18 protein-coding genes and 1 tRNA gene are annotated in these 23520 nt (G+C 32.6%); 6 read left to right on the top strand and 13 right to left on the bottom strand.

All coding sequences use genetic code 11. The annotated features are described in order from the left end of the window. Positions 1 to 226: 226 nt before the first annotated feature. The 6 genes from MW871_RS02080 to MW871_RS02055 form a co-directional block, all read right to left on the bottom strand. Complete coding sequence (locus tag MW871_RS02080) at positions 227 to 2329, bottom strand: prolyl oligopeptidase family serine peptidase (protein ID WP_427854617.1); 2103 nt, start codon at positions 2327 to 2329, stop codon at positions 227 to 229. Positions 2330 to 2467: 138 nt separating this feature from the next. After that, positions 2468 to 4675, bottom strand: coding sequence for a TonB-dependent receptor (locus tag MW871_RS02075; RefSeq protein WP_248427383.1), 2208 nt, complete (start codon positions 4673 to 4675; stop codon positions 2468 to 2470). Between the two features lie 127 nt (positions 4676 to 4802). Continuing rightward, on the bottom strand, positions 4803 to 5150 hold the full coding sequence (locus tag MW871_RS02070) for a hypothetical protein (RefSeq protein WP_248427382.1): 348 nt from the start codon (positions 5148 to 5150) through the stop codon (positions 4803 to 4805). 77 nt (positions 5151 to 5227) lie between these two features. Further along, complete coding sequence (locus MW871_RS02065) at positions 5228 to 6223, bottom strand: aspartate-semialdehyde dehydrogenase (protein ID WP_248427381.1); 996 nt, start codon at positions 6221 to 6223, stop codon at positions 5228 to 5230. 200 nt (positions 6224 to 6423) lie between these two features. Continuing rightward, positions 6424 to 6840 (bottom strand): large conductance mechanosensitive channel protein MscL, encoded by a 417-nt coding sequence (gene mscL, locus MW871_RS02060; RefSeq protein ID WP_188049464.1) that lies wholly within the window; start codon positions 6838 to 6840, stop codon positions 6424 to 6426. 94 nt (positions 6841 to 6934) lie between these two features. Next, a complete protein-coding gene (locus MW871_RS02055; protein ID WP_248427380.1) occupies positions 6935 to 9379 on the bottom strand; it encodes a bifunctional UDP-N-acetylmuramoyl-tripeptide:D-alanyl-D-alanine ligase/alanine racemase in 2445 nt (814 codons plus the stop codon). 222 nt (positions 9380 to 9601) lie between these two features. Between MW871_RS02055 and MW871_RS02050 the strand changes: the two genes are divergently transcribed. Further along, complete coding sequence (locus MW871_RS02050) at positions 9602 to 10207, top strand: hypothetical protein (RefSeq protein ID WP_248427379.1); 606 nt, start codon at positions 9602 to 9604, stop codon at positions 10205 to 10207. Here the strand turns inward: MW871_RS02050 and MW871_RS02045 are convergent. The 7 genes from MW871_RS02045 to MW871_RS02015 all read right to left on the bottom strand — a co-directional run bounded on the left by MW871_RS02045 (position 10202) and on the right by MW871_RS02015 (position 15905). After that, complete coding sequence (locus tag MW871_RS02045; protein WP_188049461.1) at positions 10202 to 10903, bottom strand: porin family protein; 702 nt, start codon at positions 10901 to 10903, stop codon at positions 10202 to 10204. The genes MW871_RS02050 and MW871_RS02045 overlap by 6 nt on opposite strands. Before the next feature lie 389 nt (positions 10904 to 11292). Next, positions 11293 to 11377, bottom strand: a tRNA-Ser gene (locus MW871_RS02040). A gap of 60 nt (positions 11378 to 11437) precedes the next feature. Further along, complete coding sequence (locus tag MW871_RS02035; protein ID WP_188049460.1) at positions 11438 to 12466, bottom strand: asparaginase; 1029 nt, start codon at positions 12464 to 12466, stop codon at positions 11438 to 11440. Further along, positions 12456 to 13592 carry a 1-acyl-sn-glycerol-3-phosphate acyltransferase gene (locus MW871_RS02030; protein WP_210645441.1) on the bottom strand — a complete coding sequence of 379 codons (1137 nt, stop codon included), beginning with the start codon at positions 13590 to 13592 and terminating at the stop codon, positions 12456 to 12458. The genes MW871_RS02035 and MW871_RS02030 overlap by 11 nt, the downstream gene beginning before the upstream one ends. Before the next feature lie 65 nt (positions 13593 to 13657). Then, positions 13658 to 14425 (bottom strand): TatD family hydrolase, encoded by a 768-nt coding sequence (locus tag MW871_RS02025; protein ID WP_248427378.1) that lies wholly within the window; start codon positions 14423 to 14425, stop codon positions 13658 to 13660. Between the two features lie 170 nt (positions 14426 to 14595). Continuing rightward, positions 14596 to 15318 (bottom strand): tetratricopeptide repeat protein, encoded by a 723-nt coding sequence (locus MW871_RS02020; RefSeq protein ID WP_248427377.1) that lies wholly within the window; start codon positions 15316 to 15318, stop codon positions 14596 to 14598. Positions 15319 to 15320: 2 nt separating this feature from the next. Then, positions 15321 to 15905 carry an RNA polymerase sigma factor gene (locus MW871_RS02015; protein ID WP_248427376.1) on the bottom strand — a complete coding sequence of 195 codons (585 nt, stop codon included), beginning with the start codon at positions 15903 to 15905 and terminating at the stop codon, positions 15321 to 15323. A gap of 169 nt (positions 15906 to 16074) precedes the next feature. Here MW871_RS02015 and MW871_RS02010 point away from each other — a divergent pair, with 169 nt between their 5' ends. From MW871_RS02010 to MW871_RS01990, 5 genes are all read left to right on the top strand, one after another. Then, on the top strand, positions 16075 to 16386 hold the full coding sequence (locus MW871_RS02010) for a hypothetical protein (RefSeq protein ID WP_248427375.1): 312 nt from the start codon (positions 16075 to 16077) through the stop codon (positions 16384 to 16386). A gap of 11 nt (positions 16387 to 16397) precedes the next feature. Continuing rightward, positions 16398 to 17444 carry a hypothetical protein gene (locus MW871_RS02005; protein WP_248427374.1) on the top strand — a complete coding sequence of 349 codons (1047 nt, stop codon included), beginning with the start codon at positions 16398 to 16400 and terminating at the stop codon, positions 17442 to 17444. Positions 17445 to 17545: 101 nt separating this feature from the next. Continuing rightward, on the top strand, positions 17546 to 18526 hold the full coding sequence (locus MW871_RS02000; RefSeq protein ID WP_248427373.1) for a hypothetical protein: 981 nt from the start codon (positions 17546 to 17548) through the stop codon (positions 18524 to 18526). Between the two features lie 230 nt (positions 18527 to 18756). After that, entirely contained in the window at positions 18757 to 20709 is a 1953-nt protein-coding gene (locus tag MW871_RS01995; protein ID WP_248427372.1) for a DUF7849 domain-containing protein, read from the top strand. Beyond that, positions 20697 to 23438, top strand: coding sequence for a CHAT domain-containing protein (locus tag MW871_RS01990; protein WP_248427371.1), 2742 nt, complete (start codon positions 20697 to 20699; stop codon positions 23436 to 23438). Before MW871_RS01995 ends, MW871_RS01990 begins: the two co-directional genes overlap by 13 nt. Positions 23439 to 23520 lie beyond the last annotated feature (82 nt).

The raw sequence follows: 23520 nt of genomic DNA, 5'->3' as shown, positions 1-23520 counted from the left end.
GATAATATACCTCAGCTGTTTTAAAATTATAAATAGCTAAATCAAAATAAGAAAGCCATATTACATAAAACAAAAAACGCCATTCTTACGAATAGCGTTTTATTGAAAACTAAAATTGTTTTAAGCAAAAGACCCTAGCCCTGATGGAAACGGCATCCCCCGCTTTTTAGCGGGGATACAGTGTACAGCAGGAAATAGCTCCTTAAAAAAGTAAAACTAAGGAGAATTATTTAGACTCTGGCAATTTTTGAATGCCCATATTATAAAGTGTGAATGCCTGAATGTCTACGTTTTCCTGAATAGTTGCTGCAACAGATTTTCCGGCTCCATGTCCTGCATTGATATCAATACGAATTAGAACTGGATTTGTTCCTGCTTGCTTATCTTGTAATTCAGCTGCAAATTTAAAACTGTGTGCTGGTACCACTCTATCATCATGATCGCCAGTAGTTACCATTGTAGCTGGATATTGAATGTCTTTTTTTACATTGTGAACTGGAGAATAGCCTTTAAGATAATTAAACATCTCTTTGCTGTCTTGGGCTGTTCCATAATCATAAGCCCAACCTGCTCCAGCGGTAAAAGTATGATAACGCAACATATCCATAACGCCCACTGCTGGTAAAGCTACTTTCATCAAATCTGGTCTTTGTGTCATAGTTGCCCCTACAAGCAAGCCACCATTTGATCCGCCACGAATGGCAAGATACTGAGAAGATGTATATTTTTGAGCTATTAAGTATTCTGCCGCTGCGATGAAGTCATCAAATACATTTTGTTTTTGCATTTTAGTTCCTGCATCGTGCCATTTTTTTCCGTATTCTCCACCACCACGTAAATTAGGTACTGCATAAACTCCTCCGTTTTCCATCCAAACGGCATTGGCAATACTAAAACTTGGAGTTAAGCTAATATTAAAACCACCATAAGCATATAGAATTGTTGGGTTTTTTCCGTCCAGTTTTAATCCTTTTTTATGAGTGATAATCATTGGAATTTTGGTTCCGTCCTTAGAGGTATAAAACACCTGTTTTGATTCGTATTGTTCACTCTTAAAATCTACTTTTGGTCGTTGATAAATGCTAGAGATTCCTGTTTTTGCATCAAATGAATACGTAGAACCTGGCGTAATATAATTGGTAAACGAATAGTAAAGTATATTCTCTTTTTTCTTACCACCAAAACCTCCTGCAGTTCCTACTCCTGGCAATTCGATTTGACGAATTAGTTTCCCTGAATAATCATATTGTTTTACTACCGAAACGGCATCTTGCATGTAATTGGCAAAGAAATAACCAGCACCCGTTGAAGTCGTTAATACGTTTTCTGTTTCTGCGATAAAGTTTTTCCAGTTGGCTGGTTTTGGATTATTTACATCAACCGTTACAATGCGTTTGTTAGGCGCATTCCAATCTGTATCTATAAATAATTTTGTGCCTTCGTTTTCAATAATAGCATTACTGCTTTTGAAGTTATCAACGATAGTTACAATAGGACTATTGGCTTTTGTTAAATCTTTAATGTACAATTCGTTACCATAAGTAGAATTTGCTGCTGTAATTACCAAATAATGATCATCTTCTGTAACGCTTCCGCCAACATAACGGCGTTTTTTATCTGCCCCAAAAATAACCTTATCTGTTTTTTGTGCCGTTCCTAATTTATGAAAATACAGTTTGTGTTGATCTGTTTTTGCCGATAGCTCGCTTCCTTTAGGTTTATCATAACTAGAGTAATAAAATCCTTCATTCCCTTTCCAAGAAACGCCGCTAAATTTTACATCCACAATAGTATCTTCGATAATTTTTTGAGAGATTGCATCCATAATAATTACTTTTCTCCAGTCACTACCGCCTTCAGAAATTGCATAAGCTACTTTAGATCCATCTTTAGAAAAGTCTAAACCTCCAAGTGAAGTAGTTCCGTCTTTAGAAAAAGTATTTGGATCTAGGAAAATAGTTTCGTTTCCTTTGGCATCTTTTCTGTACAAAACCGATTGGTTTTGCAAACCATTATTTTTATAGTAATACGTAAATTCACCTTCTTTGAATGGTGCACCTATTTTCTCATAATTCCATAATTTTTCCATGCGTGATTTTAGCGCATCTCTGAAAGGAATTTTAGACAAATAATCGTAGGTAACTTCATTTTGAGCTTTTACCCAAGCTCCCGTTTCGGCAGATTTATCATCTTCTAGCCATCGATAGGGATCAGCTACTTTAGTATCAAAATAAACGTCGACAGTTGTCCCTTTTGTGGTTTGTGGATATTTCATTGTAGTTGCTTTTTGATCTTGACCAAAAGTTGCCAATGTAGAAGACACAGCCATAATTAAAAAAGTTTTTTTCATTAGATTCTGTTTTAGGTTGTTACAAACATAGGAAAATTGTGCCTGCGGTTTGTATGTGAAAGTCTTAAATAAAACCAAAAAGCGCTTTCTTTTGAAAAGCGCTTTTTTTGTATTACTCTATAAATTAAAATTGATTCCCAAAACGATGTTGCGTCCTATATTAGGAATTCCATCGGTTTTAAGACGAGAAAGGTGTGCAATGTATTTTTTATCCAGTAAATTATTACCGTTGATATTGACATCAAATAGTGTTTTTCCTAATTTGACTGTTCCGCCCAATCCTAAATTTACTAAAGTGTAACCGTTTGATTTCGTTTCAAAACCACTCACGTTTTTTTGATTAAAAGTACTTGAAACATTCAACGTAGCAAATCCTTCCTCCAACCAATTCTTAATTTTAAATTCGGTTCTAATGGTATTATCCCAATTATTAGCGGGTATTAATGGCAAGTATTCTCCATTTTCTTTTTCTCCAGTTACGGTTTCAAAACTAGTTTCGAAATGCAACCAATCTAATGGATGTGGATGAAAATGCAAACCTATTTCACCTCCGTACAATTTTGCGTTATTTTGTATGTAATCAAAAACTAAATTAGAATCGATAATTTCTCCTGTTGGAGAGGTATAAATGTAATTATTGATGTGATTGTAAAAACCATTTACAAAAAACTCAAAATGACTGTTTTTATATTCTAAATTCACATCTGTTTGTACGTTTTGTTCTGTTTTTAAATCGCTATTTCCTACTTCATAACGATTGGTTCCTTCATGAACTCCATTAGAAGTTAACTCCGCTAAATTAGGCGCTCTAAATCCAGAAGCCACATTTAAACGTAAAGTCAAATCATCTGTCAAACTTGTTTTGTATCCCAAAGAAGCATTAAAACTATCGTAGCTTTTATTAATCGCTTCAAAAGAGCCCTCTTCTCCTGCAATTCCTTGAGCATCTGTTGTAATGTTTCTATTGTCGAAACGTAATCCTGCTTGCAAGACATTGGTATTCCATTCGTAATTCGCGGTTCCAAAAACTCCAAAATCATTAGTCACAGCATCAGGAATTAAATATTCTTCTCCGGAGTTTCTATTGGTTTGATGCATTCCTTGAAGCCCAACAATCGTTTCTATACTTCCTAGTTTTGGTAAATGATATTTTGCACTATAGTTAAAGGTTTTCAATTTCATGTGTAAGGCAGCTTCATTACTGTCTTCAAACTCGCTTCTGTCATTGGCAATGTAACCCAAGTCAAGATCCAACTTTGAATTTTTAAAATAAAGTATTGAATTTAAACTCAACAAATGATTGAAGATTCCTTGTTTTGGAAATTCTGTTTTCTTACTTGTCGTTTGTTCTTCAATTCCCTCTTCTGGAATCCCTAAGTCCAACTTATTATAATTGTATCGCAATACAGTAGAAAAACTAGAGTTATTATATCCTACACCTGTCTTGAAATCAGTTTCGTTGTATCGTGTATTAGTTACTCGGTCGCCATTGGCAATTTTATAATCAGAATGCGTATTATAACTTCCGCGTGTCATAAATTTCCAATTATCGGTACTTGTTTTTAGTCCCAAAGAAGAATTACTTCCTTGAGTATTAGCAAAATATTTTTGACTAAAGTTGGCTTTAAAAGTATTGGCATTGGCAAATTTTTCTGGGTTAAAATATAAAACACCACCCAAAGCATCAGAACCATAAAGTAAAGAAGCTGGACCTTTGATTACCTCAACACTTTCTATACCCGAATCATTTAAACCCAAACCGTGCTCATCTCCAAATTGTTGGTTTTCTATTCTAACGCCTTGCGAATATACTAGTACACGGTTTCCACTTAAACCTCGAATAACAGGCTTCCCTATAGAAGTTCCTGTTGAAACTTGAGAAACTCCAGGAATGGTAGCCAATCCTTCGATTAGAGTTGCTGTTCCTTTGCGTTGTAGGTTTTTGATGCTTTCATGCTCCACTTTCATCACGTTTTGTGATTGAATCTTATTAAAAGCCGTTGAAACGATCACCTCGTCCATTTGAAAAATTGCTTCTTCAAGTGTTATATTTAGTTCATTTTCTTTAAGAGCAGTTCTTATTGTTTTATTTTGCGTTGCAAATCCCAAAAAGGCAAAAGTGATCCTAAGATTTCTATTGGGTAAATCCGAAATTAAATATTTTCCGTTTTCATCAGTAGTCGCCTCTTTATGCAATTCTGACAATGAAACTGAAACTCCTTTTATGGGTTGGTTTGACAAATCAGTTACGGTTCCAGAAATAGAATTTTGAGCCTGTAATATAGCAGACAGCCCTAAAAATAAGGCTATAATAAATTTTTTCATTAAAATGATTGTAATTTACCTACGATCGAAGTATTCAAAATGTATCTTCGAAGTAGGAATGATTTAGTAAATAATAAAAATATCCCACAAATTCAGAGTAATGATTTTGTGTAGAAATAAAATGATTTTAGCTATTTACAGGAGGACCACGAAGGGAATAGTTGCTACCAGAGAACGAAATAACAGTTTCTATCTTACTTTTAAAATAGGGTATTTCGCCAGCAACAGAATATAATTTATAAGAAAAATCTAAGGGAGTAAGATAGCTGCTTGTAATAAAATGACAAACATAACAATGGTCTGCATTATGATGCTGATGGGTTATTTCTGTACCTGAAACGTTGTATTTATGATCGCAATGCTTTTCTGAAAGTTGTTTTGCAATATGCTCATAGGTATGCACTGATTGAAACAGTATCGAGAACAATACTGTAATAACCAGAGAAAGACTTACTATGAGTTTATTCTTTTTCATGTTTGGCAAATGTAGTAAAACAAAAAACTACAACCGTAAAAGTTGTAGTTTTTTAATATTTTCTTAATCTCGTTGTTTTATACTAACTTGTTTGCAACTAAATATTCCGCAATTTGTATTGTATTAGTAGCTGCACCTTTTCTTAGATTATCAGCAACAATCCACATATTTAATGTGTTTTCCTGACTTTCGTCACGGCGAATTCTACCTACAAATACATCATCTTTACCCTGAGCATACATAGGCATTGGATAGGTAAATGTGTCATTATTATCCTGAACTACAATCCCATCAGTATGATGCAAAATACTTCTGACATCGCTTAAATCATAATCGTTTGCAAACTCTATATTTACAGCCTCACTATGACCACCAACGATAGGCACACGAACAGCGGTTGCTGTTACAGCAATAGTATTATCACTTAGAATTTTTTTAGTCTCACGAACTAATTTCATTTCCTCCTTTGTATATCCATTTTCTTCAAATGAATCACATTGTGGAATTGCGTTTCTGTGAATTGGGTACTTATAAGCCATTTCGCCTTTAACACCTGCATATTCATTTTCTAATTGTTGTACCGCTTTTACACCTGTTCCTGTAATGGATTGGTAGGTAGAAACGATCACGCGTTTGATTTTGTATTTTTTGTGCAAAGGAGCCAGAACTAAAACCATTTGGATGGTAGAACAGTTTGGATTTGCAATAATTTTATCTTCTTTTGTCAATTCACTAGCGTTGATTTCTGGAACTATCAACTTTTTGGTAGCATCCATTCTCCATGCAGATGAATTGTCAATAACGGTTGTTCCTGCAGCTGCAAATTTTGGAGCCCATTCTAATGACGTTTCGCCACCTGCTGAAAATAAAGCAATATCTGCTTTGAGATCTACAGCAGTTTGTAAACCCACCACTTTGATTTTTTTCCCATTAAATTCTATTTCTTTTCCTACTGATCTTTCAGAAGCAACAAGAATTAAATCATCATTATCGGAAATAAAATTTCTTTCGGCCAGGACTTTTAACATTACTTCGCCAACCATACCGGTAGCACCAACAACAGCTATTTTCATAGTATCTTTTTAATTTTGAACATCAATTTAAAAAAACAAAAGTAAGTAATATTAAAATCAAAACAAGGCGGTTAACAAAAAATAACAAATTGTTTAAAATGTAACAACTGGATTTAAATACAGTTTCTCTTACTTATTTAAAAAAGTAAAGCCATCTCGTTGAGATGGCTTTACCAATGCTATTTAGTTTAAAAAAAAGATTATTTTTTTAACAAATCTCTAATTTGAATAAGCAATTCTTCTTGTGTAGGTCCTGCTGGAGGAACAACTACTACAACTTCTTTTTTTCTTGCTTTTTCAGCAGCTCTTAAAACAATAAAAATAAAGAAAGCAATAATTACAAAATTGATAATTGCTTGAACTAAATTTCCGTAGGTAATCACTGCAGCTCCAGCCGTTTTTGCAGCCGCTAAATCTGGATAAGAATTTCCGTCAAGAGTAATAAATTTTTGTGTAAAATCAATTCCTCCTGTTAACAAACCAACAATTGGCATAATAACATCATCTACAGCAGATCCTACAATTTTACCAAATGCACCACCCATTACTACAGCAGTTGCTAAACTTAAAACGTCACCTTTCATTAAAGATGCTTTAAAATCGCTAAAAAATCCCATACTTTTCTTTTTTTTGTTATACCTAAATTTACTTTGCGTAAAAACAAAAATAGTTAAAAATTTAACATTTGATTATTTTATATCTAAAAAAAACCTACTCCCTGTAAAATATTCGCTTAACTCGTTGAGAAATACTTGTCAGAATTTCATAAGGAATGGTATTTAATTGTTGAGCCATAAAATTCACTGAAGGATTTTGTCCGAAAATAATAACTGAATCTCCTTCTTTACAATCTATATCTGTACAATCGACCATCAACATATCCATACAAATGCTTCCAACAATGGTAGCTTTTTTGTTTTTAATAGTCACAAATCCAACTTCATTACCCCAAGCTCTTGAAATCCCATCGGCATAACCAATAGGAATAGTGGCTATTTTGGTAGATTTTTGAGCTCTATATTTCCGACCATAACCCACGCTTTCTCCTTCAGAAACAATTCTAATTTGAGAAATAATAGATTTTAAAGTCCCTACATTCTCCAGTTTTTTTTGCTCTTCTGGATCATTAGAAACTCCGTAAATACCAATTCCTAGTCGAACCATATCATACTGGGAATTCGAAAAATTACTAATCCCTGAGGTATTTAAGATGTGACGAATGGGCTTAATTTTTAATTCCGACATTAATTTAGAAGATAACTTTTCAAACAAATCAATTTGTGATTGCGTAAAGTCTTTTTGTGAAAAATCATCACTTGTGGCCAAGTGAGATAAAATACTTTTTACTTTAACGGTAGCATTTCCTTTTAAAGTAGTGATTAACTCATCGATAGTATTGGCTTCAAAACCTAAACGATGCATACCCGTATCTATTTTTATGTGAATTGGAAATTCTTTCAACTCTTTTTGAGCAGCCATTTTAAGAAAAGCACGAAGCCCTTTAAAACTGTAGATTTCGGGTTCTAATTGATGCTGTATGATTGCACTAAAACTAGTGTTTTCAGGATTCAAAACCATGATTGGCATTTGTATTCCCATCGATTTTAGTGCGATACCTTCATCGGCAAAAGCCACTCCAAGATAATCAACTTTATGATGCTCTAGCAATTTGGCAATTTCAAATCCACCATTACCATAACCAAAAGCTTTTACCATTACCATAATTTTTACATTTGGTTGCAGTTTTGCTTTAAAAAAATTTAAGTTATAACTTATTGCATTTAAGTTTATCTCTAATACAGTTTCATGTGTTTTCTCTTCTAATAGCGAAACTATTGCTTCAAATTCAAAAGATCGCGCGCCTTTTATTAAAATAGTTTCATTATTAAAATCTAAATTATCATAGTCTGCTATAAAATCTGCCGAGTTCTTATAGGTAATACAATTGGCAAATTTGTCTTTAAATTCTGAAATCGTTTCTCCTATTCCTATAACACGAGTTATATTATTAGAAACAATCAAATCGGCGACTTTTGAATACAACTCTTCTTTATAAAGACCACTCTGAAAAATATCTGATAAAATAACTGTTTTATTATCGGACTGTTTTTGGCTTTCTAGAAAATCTAAAGCGATTTTTAGTGATTGAAAATCAGAGCTGTAACTATCATCAATAATATTACAATTGTTAATTCCATTTTTTACTTTCAGTCGCATTTCTACAGGATATAAAAGCTGCATTCTATTTTGAATCGTAATCGGATCGTACTTAAAATACAATAAAACCATTAAACAAGAAATGGCATTTTCTATAGAAGCTTCCTCTTGAAATGGGATGAGCAAATCAAAATATACATTACCATAATAAACTTTTAATTCGGTTTTGTCATTACTCTTTATTTTTTCGATAAAAACGCTAGCCTGATTCTTTTCAAAACTCCAAGTGAATGCATTTTGTTTTGAAAGGATAACCGAAACATCATTCTGTTTAATTTGATATATGACAACCTCTGAGTTTTTGAAAAGCAACATTTTCTCTTTTCTCTTCTCCTCTAAATTGAGAAAACCTTCATCATGAGCAGAACCTACATTAGTTAATAATCCTATGGTAGGTTGAATTATTTTTTCTAAACGACTCATTTCTGAATTAGTAGAAATTCCAGCCTCAAAAATCCCTAAATTATGTTGTTCATTTATTGCAATAACAGATAGCGGAACTCCCACTTGGGAATTGTAACTCTTGGGGCTCCTAATCACATTGTAATCTGGGCTTAACAGGAAATTAAGCCATTCTTTTACGATAGTTTTACCGTTGCTTCCTGTAACTCCAATAATCGGGAAATCAAACAAAGCGCGGTATTGAGCAGCAAACTCTTGCAAAGCGATCAGGGTATCTGCGACAAGATAAAAATTGGCCTTTTTTTCGCATCCTTCCGGAATATGATTAACAACAAAGTTACGAACTCCGTTTTTTATTAAATCATTTACATATACGTGTGCGTTTGTATGTGAACCAACTAAAGCAAAAAATAAAGTTTGGGAGCCATTTTGTAAAGAGCGGCTATCAATAGAAACGGTCTCTAAACTAGTATCAAACTGATTGTCTACAAATGTTGTTGCTATTTTTTGAATGCTATTAAGAATTTTTGAATTCATTACACTATGAGATTGGTGTGTGTGTTTATTTTATAAGAGAAAAAAATTCCTCTTTGAGATCAACTTAAAACTTTATCAAAAATAAGACTTCTTTTTAAAACCAAGACTTACATTTCCTAGAATTACCGTTGCAAAACCTTATTTAACAACTCTAAAGAAGACTCACAAATTGTGATTTTTTTGACAGATTACTTATATTTGCTAGTTAAAGAAACAAAAAGCTTGAAAAAAATACTTCCCTCATTTTCTTATATTTTCCATCCGATATTCATACCGGCTTTGGCAACGCTATTTTATCTTTTTTACAATGATGCTAATTTTGTAATACAAGAAAAAATATTTGTTTTTTTTCAGGTCACAATTGTTACCCTTATTATTCCAGCACTAGTATTTTTACTTTTGCGAGCCACGGGAAACATTGATACAATTATGATTGCCAAAATATCTCAAAGAAAGATTCCATTAATTGTGCATTGCTTCTTGATTATATTATTAGTACGAAAAAGCATTACTATAGATCGCTATCCCGAATTGCATTTTTTCCTATTAGGAGGATTGATGAGTACTCTTTTAGCTCTAATCTTATTATTTCTAAAAAGCAAAGCCAGCCTGCACATGATAGCCATTAGTTCTATAACCGTTTTTGTAATTGGATTGAGCATGCACTTTCAAGTTCAAAGTATAATTTTTATCTCCTTATTAATTTTACTCAATGGCATTATTGCTTCATCTAGGCTAGAGATGAATGCACATACGCACAAAGAACTAGTTGTAGGATTTTGCATTGGCGCTGTACCGCAATTATTGTTATTGCTCCTTTGGTTATAAAATATAGAAAATAATTCCAAAATTAAGTGCCTTCATTTTAAGATCTTCACCATCTATTTGGGCTGATTTAAACAGGGGATTTAAACCATAATACACGTAAAGATTTATTGTGTTATATCCTGATGAAATGTACGCTCCATACTGCAATTTATCAAAATCGCTATTTCCAGTAATTTTGTCTTTACCACCACTACCGTTAAAAACCGACTTGTCGTACAAAAGATAACTAAACTTTATCCCTGTATAAATTCGCCAAAATTTATGACTTTCAAAAGTAGATGTTCGCCATCTAAATTCTACAGGAACATCAAAAGTAAGTAGCGAAAATTTATTTTTAGAGTAATTTACATCACTGTCTATGATGGAATATAAACGAGTATCTGAAGAAGAAGTAATCGATAAATTCTGATTATAATTGGAATAAGAAAGCCCTATTCCAGAAGCAATAGCTACCGTTCTTGACTTATTGATTGGCATGTCTCTCAAAAATCCACCAGAAAACCCAGAGGAGAATTTACTTTTAGACAAACCCGATGGTTTATTAGCTAGCGTGTTATAAGTAACTGCAAAATAAAACTGATCTTCTCTATACAAGGAATCTACTTTGACAATCGGAACCAGTTCAGGAGCTGAATTTTCTTGCGCAAAGACAGAAAAAAAAGAGAGAAAAAGAAAACAACTTATAAATAACCGCATATGTTTATGTTTTTAAAATGATTGATTCTCTTTATAATTCCTTTAGAACAGTACAAATATAAGATATTGGAGTTTTTAAATGGTTTTAAATTAAATATATAAAACTTACTAAGATTGAAGCATTATTTAGAAAACGGCAGTTCAGTAGATTTGGTATTTAAAATTGAAAATTCATGATTTTTGACTTAGGTTAAAGCATTTATTCAACTTTAAAAAGGAAAAGCTTTAAAAGGATTACAGCGTTAATACCACAAAGTATTCTATACCCAATAAATAAAACGTAGCATTCGATACTCAAACCTTTTTAGTCTTATAGTTTTGCTAAACTAAAAAGTTTGACACGTTCTAAAACAAAAAATGCTTCCCTATCAGGAAGCATTTTATCTTTGCAGAGAGGAAGGGATTCGAACCCTCGATATGTTGCCATATACACGCTTTCCAAGCGTGCGCCTTCAGCCACTCGGCCACCTCTCTATTTTATTACGGCTGCAAAGAACACGAAAAAAAATGAGTTAGAAAAGTAAAATCTAATTATTATATCATTTCACCTCTTAACGAAGTTTCAAAAACAGTTTTGAAGTCTTTTACTGCTATGTTCTGACTTAATAAAAACATTAATTTTGTAATTGCAGCTTCGGTAGTAATGTCTTTACCAGAAATCACTCCTATTTCTTTCATTCCTGTACTCGTTTCATATTGTCCCATACTCACACTTCCTGCAGCACATTGCGTAACATTTACCACATACAAACCAGCCGCTATTGCTTTTTTTAAAAGATTTAAAAACCAATCTTCGGTAGGAGCATTTCCTGATCCATAAGTTTCTAAAACAATCCCTTTAAGACTTGGAATATTTAAAATAGCTGACAATACAGCAGTGGTAATCCCAGGAAACATTTTGACAACAGCTACATTGCTGTCTAAAACCTTATGCACTCTAAGTTCACTTATTTTATTACAAGGTAAAAATAGTTCTGAATTCAGTTTTAAATGTACCCCAGATTCAACTAAATCGGGATAATTAGGCGAGGTAAACGCTTTAAAATGTTCTGCATTTATCTTTGTAGTTCTATTTCCTCGGTATAATTTGTATTCAAAATAAAGACAAACTTCACTAACAACAGGCTTGTCGTCTTTTCTTAAGGAAGCAATTTGAATTGCCGTTATTAAATTTTCTTTAGCATCGGTACGTAAATCACCAATAGGCAATTGCGAACCCGTAAAAATTACTGGTTTAGCCAAATTCTCTAGCATAAAACTCAATGCCGATGCTGAATAAGACATGGTATCAGAACCGTGAAGCACCACAAAACCATCAAATGAACTATAATTGTCCTCTATAATAGTGGCAATTTTAGCCCATTCTTTAGGATTCATATTCGAGGAATCAATAGGATGTTTGAAAGAAAGCGTTTCGATCTCACAGTCTAATTGTTTCAATTCTGGTATGCGTTGCAATAATTTACTAAAATTAAAGGCTTTTAATGCACCGGTTTCAAAATCTTTCCTCATACCAATTGTTCCACCGGTATAGATTAAAAGTATCTTAGATTTATACGACATCGTGGTATTTCAATTTATTCACAACAGGATTCGCATACATTGCTAGAAAACCCTCTAAAGCCACTGGATTATCATGATCGATTCGCATTTCTAGTCGGCGTTCGAACAGAGATTTTTCATTTTCAGTGTATAGATGTGCGTATTTATTGGTTTTATTTACAATGTCATAAGCGATAAAATTAGTAGGCCATAATTTATAATTGCTTAATATAGCATCATCAATCACTTGAGCCAAAGTAACTATTTGCTTATTTGAACTTTCGCCAATAGCTTTTATTTCTTCAATTTCCTTATCTAAAACAGTTCCAATGTGAATATGAATTCTTTTCTTTTGGCCTAGAGCACCGCTCAAAATGGTCATAAAGTCTTCATTTTTCTCCTTTACATAAACTTCATTATTGGCTTCTGCCATTAACTGAGGCATCTTTAAAGCGTCTGTAGGATCATATTCATAGGAAATAGAGACAGGAACGATCTTAATTTTCTTAAAATAATCCATCAAGTTTTTCTCATCAGATCCCATTCCAAGCATTTTTAAAATACCAGGATTAGTTTCATCATTTCCATCTTTTGTTCTTCCTTCACGTTGTGCGATCCAAACAGAACGGTTTTCGTGTTGCAACAAATGCCCTATATATTCTGATAAAAGTTTTGAACTTTGTAGCATTTCCCTTGGCGTTAAGCCTCGTTGTACTAAAAAATTTCTGTTTAATTTAGCTAATGTATTCAAGAATGACATTTTAACTAAATTATCTCCAATTGCTGATGCGGTCATCACCAATTTATTCTCAAATAAAGCCGTATTCAATAAAGTGGTATCCAAAAGAATATCGCGATGGTTCGAAATAAACAAATAGGAAGTGTTGGGTTGAAGGTTTTCAAAACCGGAAGTAGTTAGTCCATCCGAGCTTTTTTCTAAAACTCTTTGCACGGATTGATAGATAACATTACACTGAAAATCGCGGATAGAATGCGTTTTATGAAGTTGTTCTTTCCATACTTCATCTGCAACCTCGGGAAAAGTAAAATTCATCAAGGCTTTCATCATTGGATGATTACTAACTTTTTGAAGTGCTTCGTTTATTTCGGAATCATAAAAAGGCCGAATAGCGTCAAATCTCTGCATTTTGGTTCTCAATTATTTAATTGGCAAATGAACAAAAAAAATATCTAAATAATGTCAATTCTACTTTAAATCCCAAAAACAGCTTTGGAATTCTCAGTAGTTTGCAACGCAATTTCATTAGCCGAAAGGCTGTATATTTGCGCCAACTTTTCAACTACAGCTGATATATAACTGCTTTCATTTCTTTTTCCTCGATAGGGAATGGGAGCCAGATAAGGAGAATCTGTTTCTAGAACAATATGTTTTATATCAATTTGATCCAGGAATTGGTCTATTTTACCATTTTTAAAAGTCACCACACCACCAATTCCTAATTTCATATTATAGGAAATTGCTTTTAATGCTTGTTCGTGTGTTCCTGTAAAACAGTGAAAAATACCAAATAGTTCCTCTGACTTTTCATCTTCTAAAATTTGAAAAATTTCATCAAAAGCTTCCCTACAATGAATAACAATAGGAAGTTTGTATTTTTTTGCTAATCGTATTTGACTTCTAAAAGCGATTTTTTGTTCTTCAAGATGCGTTTTATCCCAAAACAAATCAATACCAATTTCTCCGATAGCATAAAACTTTCTTTTCTCTAATTCAGATTCTACATGCAGTAACTCTTTTAGATAATTTTCCTTAACATAGGTTGGATGCAAACCCATCATCAAAAAGACATTCTCAGGATAGTTTTTTTCTAATTCGTACATACTTTCGGTGCAAGTAGAATCTATAGCTGGAATAAAGAAACGGGAAACGCCGGCTGAAAGTGCGCTTTGCATCATTTCGTCTCTATCTTGATCAAATTCTTCGCTGTAAAGATGCGTATGTGTATCGGTTATTATCATTAGGTATCAAAAATATTAGCTTACAAAAATACAACTATTACCTAAAAATTCCCAATGTAATTAAAGGCAAATACTGTTGGTTTATAATTTATACCGAATACAAAAGGCACTCCTTTTTAAATAAAGAATGCCTTTTGTATCTTAAATAATTATTCTTTTATCTTAAAAAATTAATCTAACTTGTTTAATAAGTCTTGTACTTGCTCATAATTCTCATCATCCGAAGGAATTGTCAACAAGATATCTTTACAAACTTTAAATTCTTTTTGTTTTAATTGGATTAATGCCAAACCCCAAAGTGCTTTATTTTTAAACACCGAACTTCCTAATTTTAACCCATTAAACACGCCTTCTGCTTCCTGAATTTTATTAGTTTGTAATAATGAAATACCATAAAAATATTGAATTTCAGCAGTTTTATTCTGTTTTAAAATCGATTCGAAAATCGGTATTGCTCTTAAATAATCTTTGGCATTGTATGCTTCTTCAGCTTGTTTCAAAGATGTAGTTTCATGACCTCTTTCTACAAAATGAGCTGTTTCAAAATGATTGTAATCTTCAAAATTTGGATTTGAATTGGCATTAAAAACAAACAATCCCAACAAAAGAACTACAGAAGCCGCAACTAAATACAACCACGGTTTTAGCTTAATTACCTTTTTATTCGGTTTAAAATGCGTTCTCGCAATTGACTTTACATTTTCTTTAAATGCGTTGCGTTCTGCATCAACTGTAAATTTATTTTCTAATTGGGCTTGTACTTCTTTAAAATTTTGAAAATCTGCAGCAACTTCTGGTTCTTCAGAAAGTTGCTTTTCAAAAGCTATTTTTTCCGTAAGTGTCATTTCATTCTGAAGATATTGATCAAATACAATATAGTTTTCCTCCTTCATAATTAGTTGATTTTAAATGATTTAAAAAGACTGTTTTCTCGAATCCATTGTGTTAGTTGTCCGGTACATAATGATTTTTTCTTGCGAACATAACCATAAGTAACTTGCAATTTTTCAGCTACTTCTTCCATCGATTTTAATGTAAAACTCAACTTTAAAACTTCTTGGCATTTGGCACCAAGCTTCTCGAACATTAGATCAAAAAGTTGCTGTTTTTCTTCAAAGATTTCAGTTTGGGCGAGTAATTCCTCGACAGGTTCGTTAGTAGATATAAATTCATCACTAATTGTTACCCCTTTATTAGAAGATTTTTTCAGTTCATTCAGCCATTTTCTTTTACACAATAAAAAAAAATACGCATCAAACGGACAAGTTAGTTGCAGTTTATTAGCCTTGGCTTGATTAAAAATCACAATAAGAACTTCTTGTATCACATCTTGGGCTTGATCTTCATCTCCTGAATTATTCCTAATGTAAGAAACCACTTTTGGAACAAATTTTTTATAAATAGATTGAATAATTGCCGAGTTATTACTCGCAAGCCCATCTATATACATCTGATCGCTATGAATTATGTTATTCGCCATACAGAAAAATTTTATTGGCTAATGTAAAAAAAGAATCTGAAACAAATCAATAGCAACAATCTGAAATACAGTTGTATTATATTTTTTTTTAAAAAAATGGGGTAACAATTTTTAAACTTAATTGATATTGTAATAACAAAGAGTAGCAAACCTTTTAAAAAAAATAGAAATGAAAAGTCAACAATTAAATTCAGAAGCTGATTTTGTTAAGTTTCACAAAAGGCTTTCTGACAAACTACATTCTGGTTTTAAAATCATAGAACAAAACAACAAATTGCCATATGTGGTTTTAGCTAAAGAGACAAAAAACATTGATCATTCCTTTCATCTTTTTCTTTCCTGCATCACGATGGGAATTTGGTTTTTTGTCTGGATCTATTTAATTATCAACTACAGGCAAAAAAAACAAATCTTGATGGCACTCGATGAAGATGGAAATGTTTTTGAAGACAGATGCTTGCTCTTAAAAAAAAAAAATTAAAATTAAAAATCATGAAAAAAAACAACCACTCTAGGAGTCTTTTACAAATTCGTAAAAATTCTACTCGCCTTTTCTTTTCGCTTATTGTATCCATTTTCTTTTTCAGTTGTGATACAGAAGATGAAAAACCTGCCGGATGTGCCGATGTCGAAATATTAGGTTACAATATAGAACAAGGATCTCAAAATGGTAATTTTGGTTCTTCACTAAATTCTTTAGCTGTACCAAATTTCACAGTACTTACAGCGGTTACACAACCCGTGAGCTTTCAATCTTCGGGAACAAATAATGCCGTTTTTAATCCTTTGACAAATGAATACCTATTAATTTCTGGTGAAAAAGGAATACTAACAAAAGTAAACGCTGCAACAAATACTTCTAGCGCAACTGCTATTCCTTTATATTCAAACACTACCTTATTGTATCGAGTGGTTAATGCACCCGTAATTGTTGGCGGCGTTCTCTACTATGGTTGCTACGATTTTACAAATCAAATCTTCTCCTTGGTAGATGCTAATTTTAATATTATTCCAAGTTCTTCAACTCCAATTCCTCAAAACACATTAGCGGGTTATAATTTGCAAACCTTTACGGCGGCAACAGATGGTGTAAATGCGATTTATTTTTTATTAGGAAACCGAATCATTACTTACAACAATTCAAATATATCAACCGCAATCGTTTCGGCTGCGATAGCCTTACCAGCTGGTGGAAGTAGCGGATTATCCTTTATTTCTTTAGAGTTCAAACAAACAAACATCCTTTATGCCATAATGGAAGACGCCGGAGTATCAAACTCAAAATTGTATGAACTAAATGTTTCAAACCCATTACTAATCTCAAAAACACCTATTTATAGCTTTGCATTTAATATAAATTCTGAATTCTATAGTACCGTTTATGACGACTGTAACAAAATTTTTTATGTTTCTACATTACAAGGAATCTCTGGCTATCCAAACGGACAAATCAGCAAAATTGATGTTTCTGGAACTCCAACTTTGTTAAGCACTACTCCCACAACCTTTGTAGAATTAGGACTAACACTAAAAAAATAAAAAAATGGGGTAACAAAAACACAATGCTATTGATATACCTATATAATTCAAAAATGAGAGTCCTAAGAGTACTCTATAAAACAACCTAAAAACTAGAAATTATGAAATCAAATTTAAAAAACATCAGTCTGTTAATCTTAGCTACTATTCTATCGGTAAGCTGTAATGAAGATAACAATGACACTTTAACGACAGTGCCAACCGCAACAAAATTTGCTACTGTGCGCAAAGCAGCATTAGATAAAATGACCCAAAAATTTACAATTACAGCAGGATCTGGCGTGACTACACTAACTTCGGCTAATGGAGTAAAAATAAATATAAACGGAAATTGCTTAACCAAAAACGGAAATCCCGTGACAGGAATAGTTGACATCGAATATGTAGAAATCTTCAAAAAAGGAAATATGTTAGTGACTAACAAACCTACGATGGGAATTATGCCAAATGGCGACAGAGCGCTACTAATCTCAGGCGGAGAATTCTTCATAAAAGCGACTCAAGGCGGAGTAGATTTAGCCACAGGCTGTAACATGTCGTTACAAGTTTCCACAAATTTAACTGGCGGACTGGATAATGCCATGATATTATGGAACGGAATTATAGATGCTAACGGTAATTTAGCATGGAAAAATGCTGTTAATGCTACAGGAGCAAATGGCGGACAAGGAGGAGTAAAAGGCGAAGGAAATAATTACTTCGTAAGTTTTGGTCACTTTGGTTGGACTAATGTGGATCGTTTTTATAGTGATCCTAGACCAAAAACTACAATTTTAGTAGCTGCTCCACAAGGATACGACAATACAAATAGTGCCATTTATCTTTCTTATGATGGCGAAGGTCAAAATGCTTTAGCACACTTAGACACCTTTACAACCGCAGGTTTGTTTAGCGAACATTATGGTCAAATTCCAATAGGTTTAGCTTGTCACGTTATTTTTGCTACCGAAGATAACGGACAATGGAGATATGCTATCAAAGCCGTAACTGTACAAGCAAATGACATTTACACCTTTACTTTATCCGAGACTACCGTAGGAAGTGAAGCTCAACTAATAGCTGCAATCAATGCAATACAATAACTTACAGTAACATTTTTTTGTAAAGTGGTGATTTGCTCACCACTTTTTTCTATATTTAAATGATTTTCAAATCAATAGAAATTAATTCTAATGAATAAATAAGCTAATTATCTGGAGCTATTCCTGCTATTCGTTACAATCTTTTTAGTAACATTACAGTTCCGAAACCGGCACTGTAATACTACTAAAAAGGATTTTCACTGCTATCAGGGCTAAAAAAACATCCGATTATGAGAACATTTTTAGTAATTTTAATCTGCTTTTGCACTCATACAAGTTTTTCGCAAACTAAAGTAAAAGACACCATCACCCGACGCGCCACTATTCTTTACAATCAAAACGGAAATAGGGTTTCATACAAACCAGAAACACCACCATTAATACCCATTGCTGGAGCGCCAAAACCCAGCTTTTCTTATTTATGGGAACTTGGAGATGGACATTATAGCAAAGAAGCCGAACCCAAACACGTTTATAAAAACAAAGGAACTTATAGCGCCAGACTCACCATAACTAACAATTACGACAATGGGAAACCACCTGCAACGCGACCTAAAAAAGTAGTTATCAACGAGATTTCTAGTACAGAATATAAAGACATCGCTTCGATAGCGGACCAAAACGGATTTTCCATTCAAAAAAATTGCGATCCCATTCCAGAGCAAGAAATAGTTGTAATCCTAAGTTATCAAAATCTCGAAAACTATGTTAGTAATGGTAAATTATATTTGTTTTACAACGAAAAGCAATTCAAAAATAAAAATTTCGAATTAGTCGATTTTAGAGCACATGCTGGCGAGAGAGAAATCAAAGAAAACAACATTGCAGCGATAAACGATCTTGAAAACTCTGGTTCTTATTTAGCTTCTAGCGAAAATTCGGCTCCAGCCAAAAAACACAACAACACATCTACGGAAGAAGACCTAGAGGCCACTTTAAAAACGGCATACGAAAACTTTACAGATGTTTCTATATTAGAATTTGACGACTGCAATCCATTAGAAACGCGAAATATTTTTTATACGTTCCAAACAACCCCCGAAATGATAAAAGATACTAGTGCCACGGTAACCATGCGCGGTATATTTATCCCCAATCGAAGTTTTAAAAACCATAAAATAAAAAACTTAGAAATGGAAATTGTCACTTCACACGATCCAAATAAAATGGGCTCTAATGGCAGTTTTATGAATTATAGATTGGTCCGTTTTAAAAGAGTCAATTTTAAAACTCGTTTTCAAAACAACGGAGAAGGTCCCGCTCGACTAATACGTTTAGAAACTGACATACCTGATATGTTTGATAAAAAAACATTTCAAATTGAGGATATGTACCCCAAATGTCCTATTTGTCCAAAAGATGAAATTCCCACTACAAGTTGTTTAGACACTATTATTAAACAAAAACAAATCATATTTACTTTCAAAAACATCTATTTACCTGGAAGCGAGCAAAAAAATGTAAAAGAAAAAGACAGCACCAAAGGATTTGTAAAATATTCAATGAAATTCAATGAGGATTTCCACAAAATAAAGACAAAGAGTCGAACAGCGATTATCTTTGATAAAAACGAACCAATCATTACTAATTACGCCACTACGCGCTTCCTTCCTGGAATTTCTATTGGTGCAAAAGCAGGTTACAATTTATACCCTAGTTTAAAAAATTCTAAAAGCTATTTTGCTGGCGCCACCATTTCTCCTTTTAAATCGTACCGTTTCTATTGGCAAGCAGAGTTTGTTAACAGTTTGCATACTTATGATAGCAAAATAAAAATAGCCGAAGATTTTTTAGACAATGCTAATGGAACAAGACAGCTACGGCGCACCACAACACAAAATAGTTATAGTAATATAAATTGGGAAATCCCAGTTTTAATACGTTACAACATCAATAACTATGTAGGAATTGGTGCTGGTGTACAAGTAAATACAAATGCATCAGAAAAACAAAAACAAGAAATAACTATAGAAACTTTTGAAAGTGTCAAGGGTAATTTTTTGATCAATACAAAAAATGATTCCGCTTCAAATTCTACTACATTTAGCAATTTCAAAACAGGATTGCTTTTTGACTTAACAATTGGCGCAGCAAGAATAGGCCCTAGTTTAGGAGCGAGATATGTGGTAAATTTCAAAGAAAACTTTAACTATTTTCAGTTTTATGGAATATGGAAATTCTAACATTCTTTAAGCATAACAAAGATTTGTCATTCCTAATAAGGAGGTTTTTCAATAAATGGTATTTTTACTATACTAGCATTAAAACTTACTGCGAATCCATTTTTACTGTTTTCCTATTTCTTATTTCATTTTCAATTTCAGCACAAAAATCAGTTTCTCAAGAAGATAAAATATACTTGGCCGTAGATAGCTTTGTAACAAATCCTACTGAAGAAAATTTAAATGAATTAGTGCTTTTTTCTCAAACTGTTTTTCCAAAATTGGACTTAAAAAACAAAGACGAATTACTGTCTTTCGTTATTTTAAATTGCAATAAAGGGTATTATGAGAACCAATTTGGCAAAATAAACAAAGCAATTTCCAGCTATGAAAAAGCATGGCGAATGTATCAAACCAATAATTTAAAAAACTATGAAATAGTTGAATTCTGTTTAAAGCCACTTGGAAATTTATACACTACTATTGGTGATTATGATAATGCTGAAAACACAATAAAACAATATTATTATATTGCGACAAAAAGCCATAATGAACAACAGCAATATGCGGCAGTACTCAATTTGTCAAATGTTTATCAAAATACAGGAAGAATAAATGAGGCAATTGATTTGCTTGAAAAAACGATTCATTCACAAAAACTAAGTGACAATCAGAAAGGAAATTTATATAATAATTTAGGCTCTAATTATTTATTACAAAAATATAGTCCTGCAAGTTCTGAAAGTAATAACAATGCTGAAAAAGCCTTTTTAAAAGCACTTTCGTTATTAGAAAAAGATAAAACTAACAATGAGTCTTTGGTGAATACCTTTCGTAATTTATCAAACTTAAAATTACAACACAACGATACTAAAACAGCCTTAGCATATTTTGAGAAGGCTAAAAATACCTTTGAAAAAATTCGCAATGACAATCCAAGAAAAAAAGCGCAACTATATTACGACCACGCCAATCTTCTTTTTAGAACTGGGAATATAAAGTATGCTAGCGCGTTAATTTCAGAAATTTTTAGAAATTTAATTCCTAATTATTCCAATCCTGTCAATCAGTTACCGGAACAAAAATCTCTTTATGCAGAAACCGTTTTACTGGATGCTTTAGATTTACAAGCAGCAATTTACGAAGCAGAAAACCAACCTGAAAAAGCACTTCAAAGTTATAAACTCGCTTTTTATATAGAGGAACTCTTTCAGTCCTTACTTATTTATGAAAACTCTAAAATAATTAGCCAAATACGAAATCGGAATCGTACTGAAAAATGCCTTGCTATTTATGAATCTTTATTTAAAAAAGACACCAAATTAATTCACCTAGAAAATGCGTTTTTACTAACTGAAGAGACAAAATCTGCTGTTTTAAGGCAAAGTTTAGTCACTTTTAAAAACCAATCAGCGATTCAAAAACATATTTCTGAACAACTGCAGATAGAAAATAACTTCATCTTAAAGGAACAACAAAAAGGCAATTTAGCTGATATTACAAAAATTAACGAAGCCATTAAAAAACAAAATAAATGGATGTTGCAACTAAAACAAACGACACCAGAAGCAGAAAAAAAAGTAAACCCAAAGCTCCGTTTAACTGATTTGTATAATAAGCTAGAGAAAGACAAAACCATATTGGTTGAATATTTTTCTGGAATTGAAAAAATATATTCTTTTACGATAGAAGATAAAAAAATACACTTCAATTCTTTTAGTAACAACGCCAATACTTCTGCCAAAATCACCCAATTCATCGACTTTTTCAATAATGCAAATGCTATTGCAAATGCACCAAGTAAATATAATACAAGTGGTAATATTGCTTATGAATTATTGAAATTACCGAAAAATTCTGAATATAAAAATTTATTAATAATTCCTGATGGTCTATTGTATTTTTTACCTTTTGAAGCCTTAATTACAAAACCTACTGAAACTACCAATTTCTCCAAAATGAATTATTTACTCCATGATTACAACATTGGTTATCAAAATTCAGCCCAGTTCTATTTAGCTTCAAGCACGAAAAAAAAGCAAGAAAGTGTTCTAGGTATTTTTCCCGTATTTGACAAAACATCTTATGCCTTAACTTACTCCAAGGACGAAATGCAATACATTCAAAAAAAATTTGAAGGGAATTATTTGGAAAACAGCAAAGCTACATTTGCTAATTTCAAAAAAAATGCAAATAACTATTCGATTATACATCTTTCTACGCATGCCTCTTCCGGCGATCTAGAAACTCCCGCTAGTATTAAGTTTTACGATCAAGAAATCCTATACTCAGAGTTATACTATTTAAATATTCATCCCGATTTAGTGGTTTTAAGTGCTTGTGAAACTGGAATTGGAAAATTATTTAAATCGGAAGGAGCCATGAGCGTGGCTAGAGGATTTCAATTGGCAGGAGCGCAAAATTTATTGTTTTCCTTATGGAAAGTAAACGATTACACTACTTCAGTCTTCATGGATTTGTTTTATAAAAACATCAAAAACAAGCAATCTTATCTAGAAGCGAATGCCAATGCTAAAAGAGAATTTTTACAAAACTCTTCAATTTCAAACGCTAAAAAATCACCTTATTATTGGAGTGCATTTGTTTATTATGGTACTATTGAGAGTTCAGAAAATAATAATTACTTATTGTATTCGCTGTTGCTTCTAAGCGGAATTGGATTACTTTTCTGGATCAATTTATTTCTTTCGAAAACAAGAAAAAAAATAGAAAACACTAAGTTAAAATAGACAAAAACACTATTTTCTTAAAGTATCTTTGTTGATAAGCTAGTTAAAATCATAAGGCATATTGATTTTTGGGTAAGGTTTC

The sequence above is a fragment of the Flavobacterium pygoscelis genome (genome assembly GCF_023162025.1).
Lineage (GTDB): Bacteria > Bacteroidota > Bacteroidia > Flavobacteriales > Flavobacteriaceae > Flavobacterium > Flavobacterium pygoscelis.
This window is presented reverse-complemented; position numbering and strand designations above follow the sequence as displayed.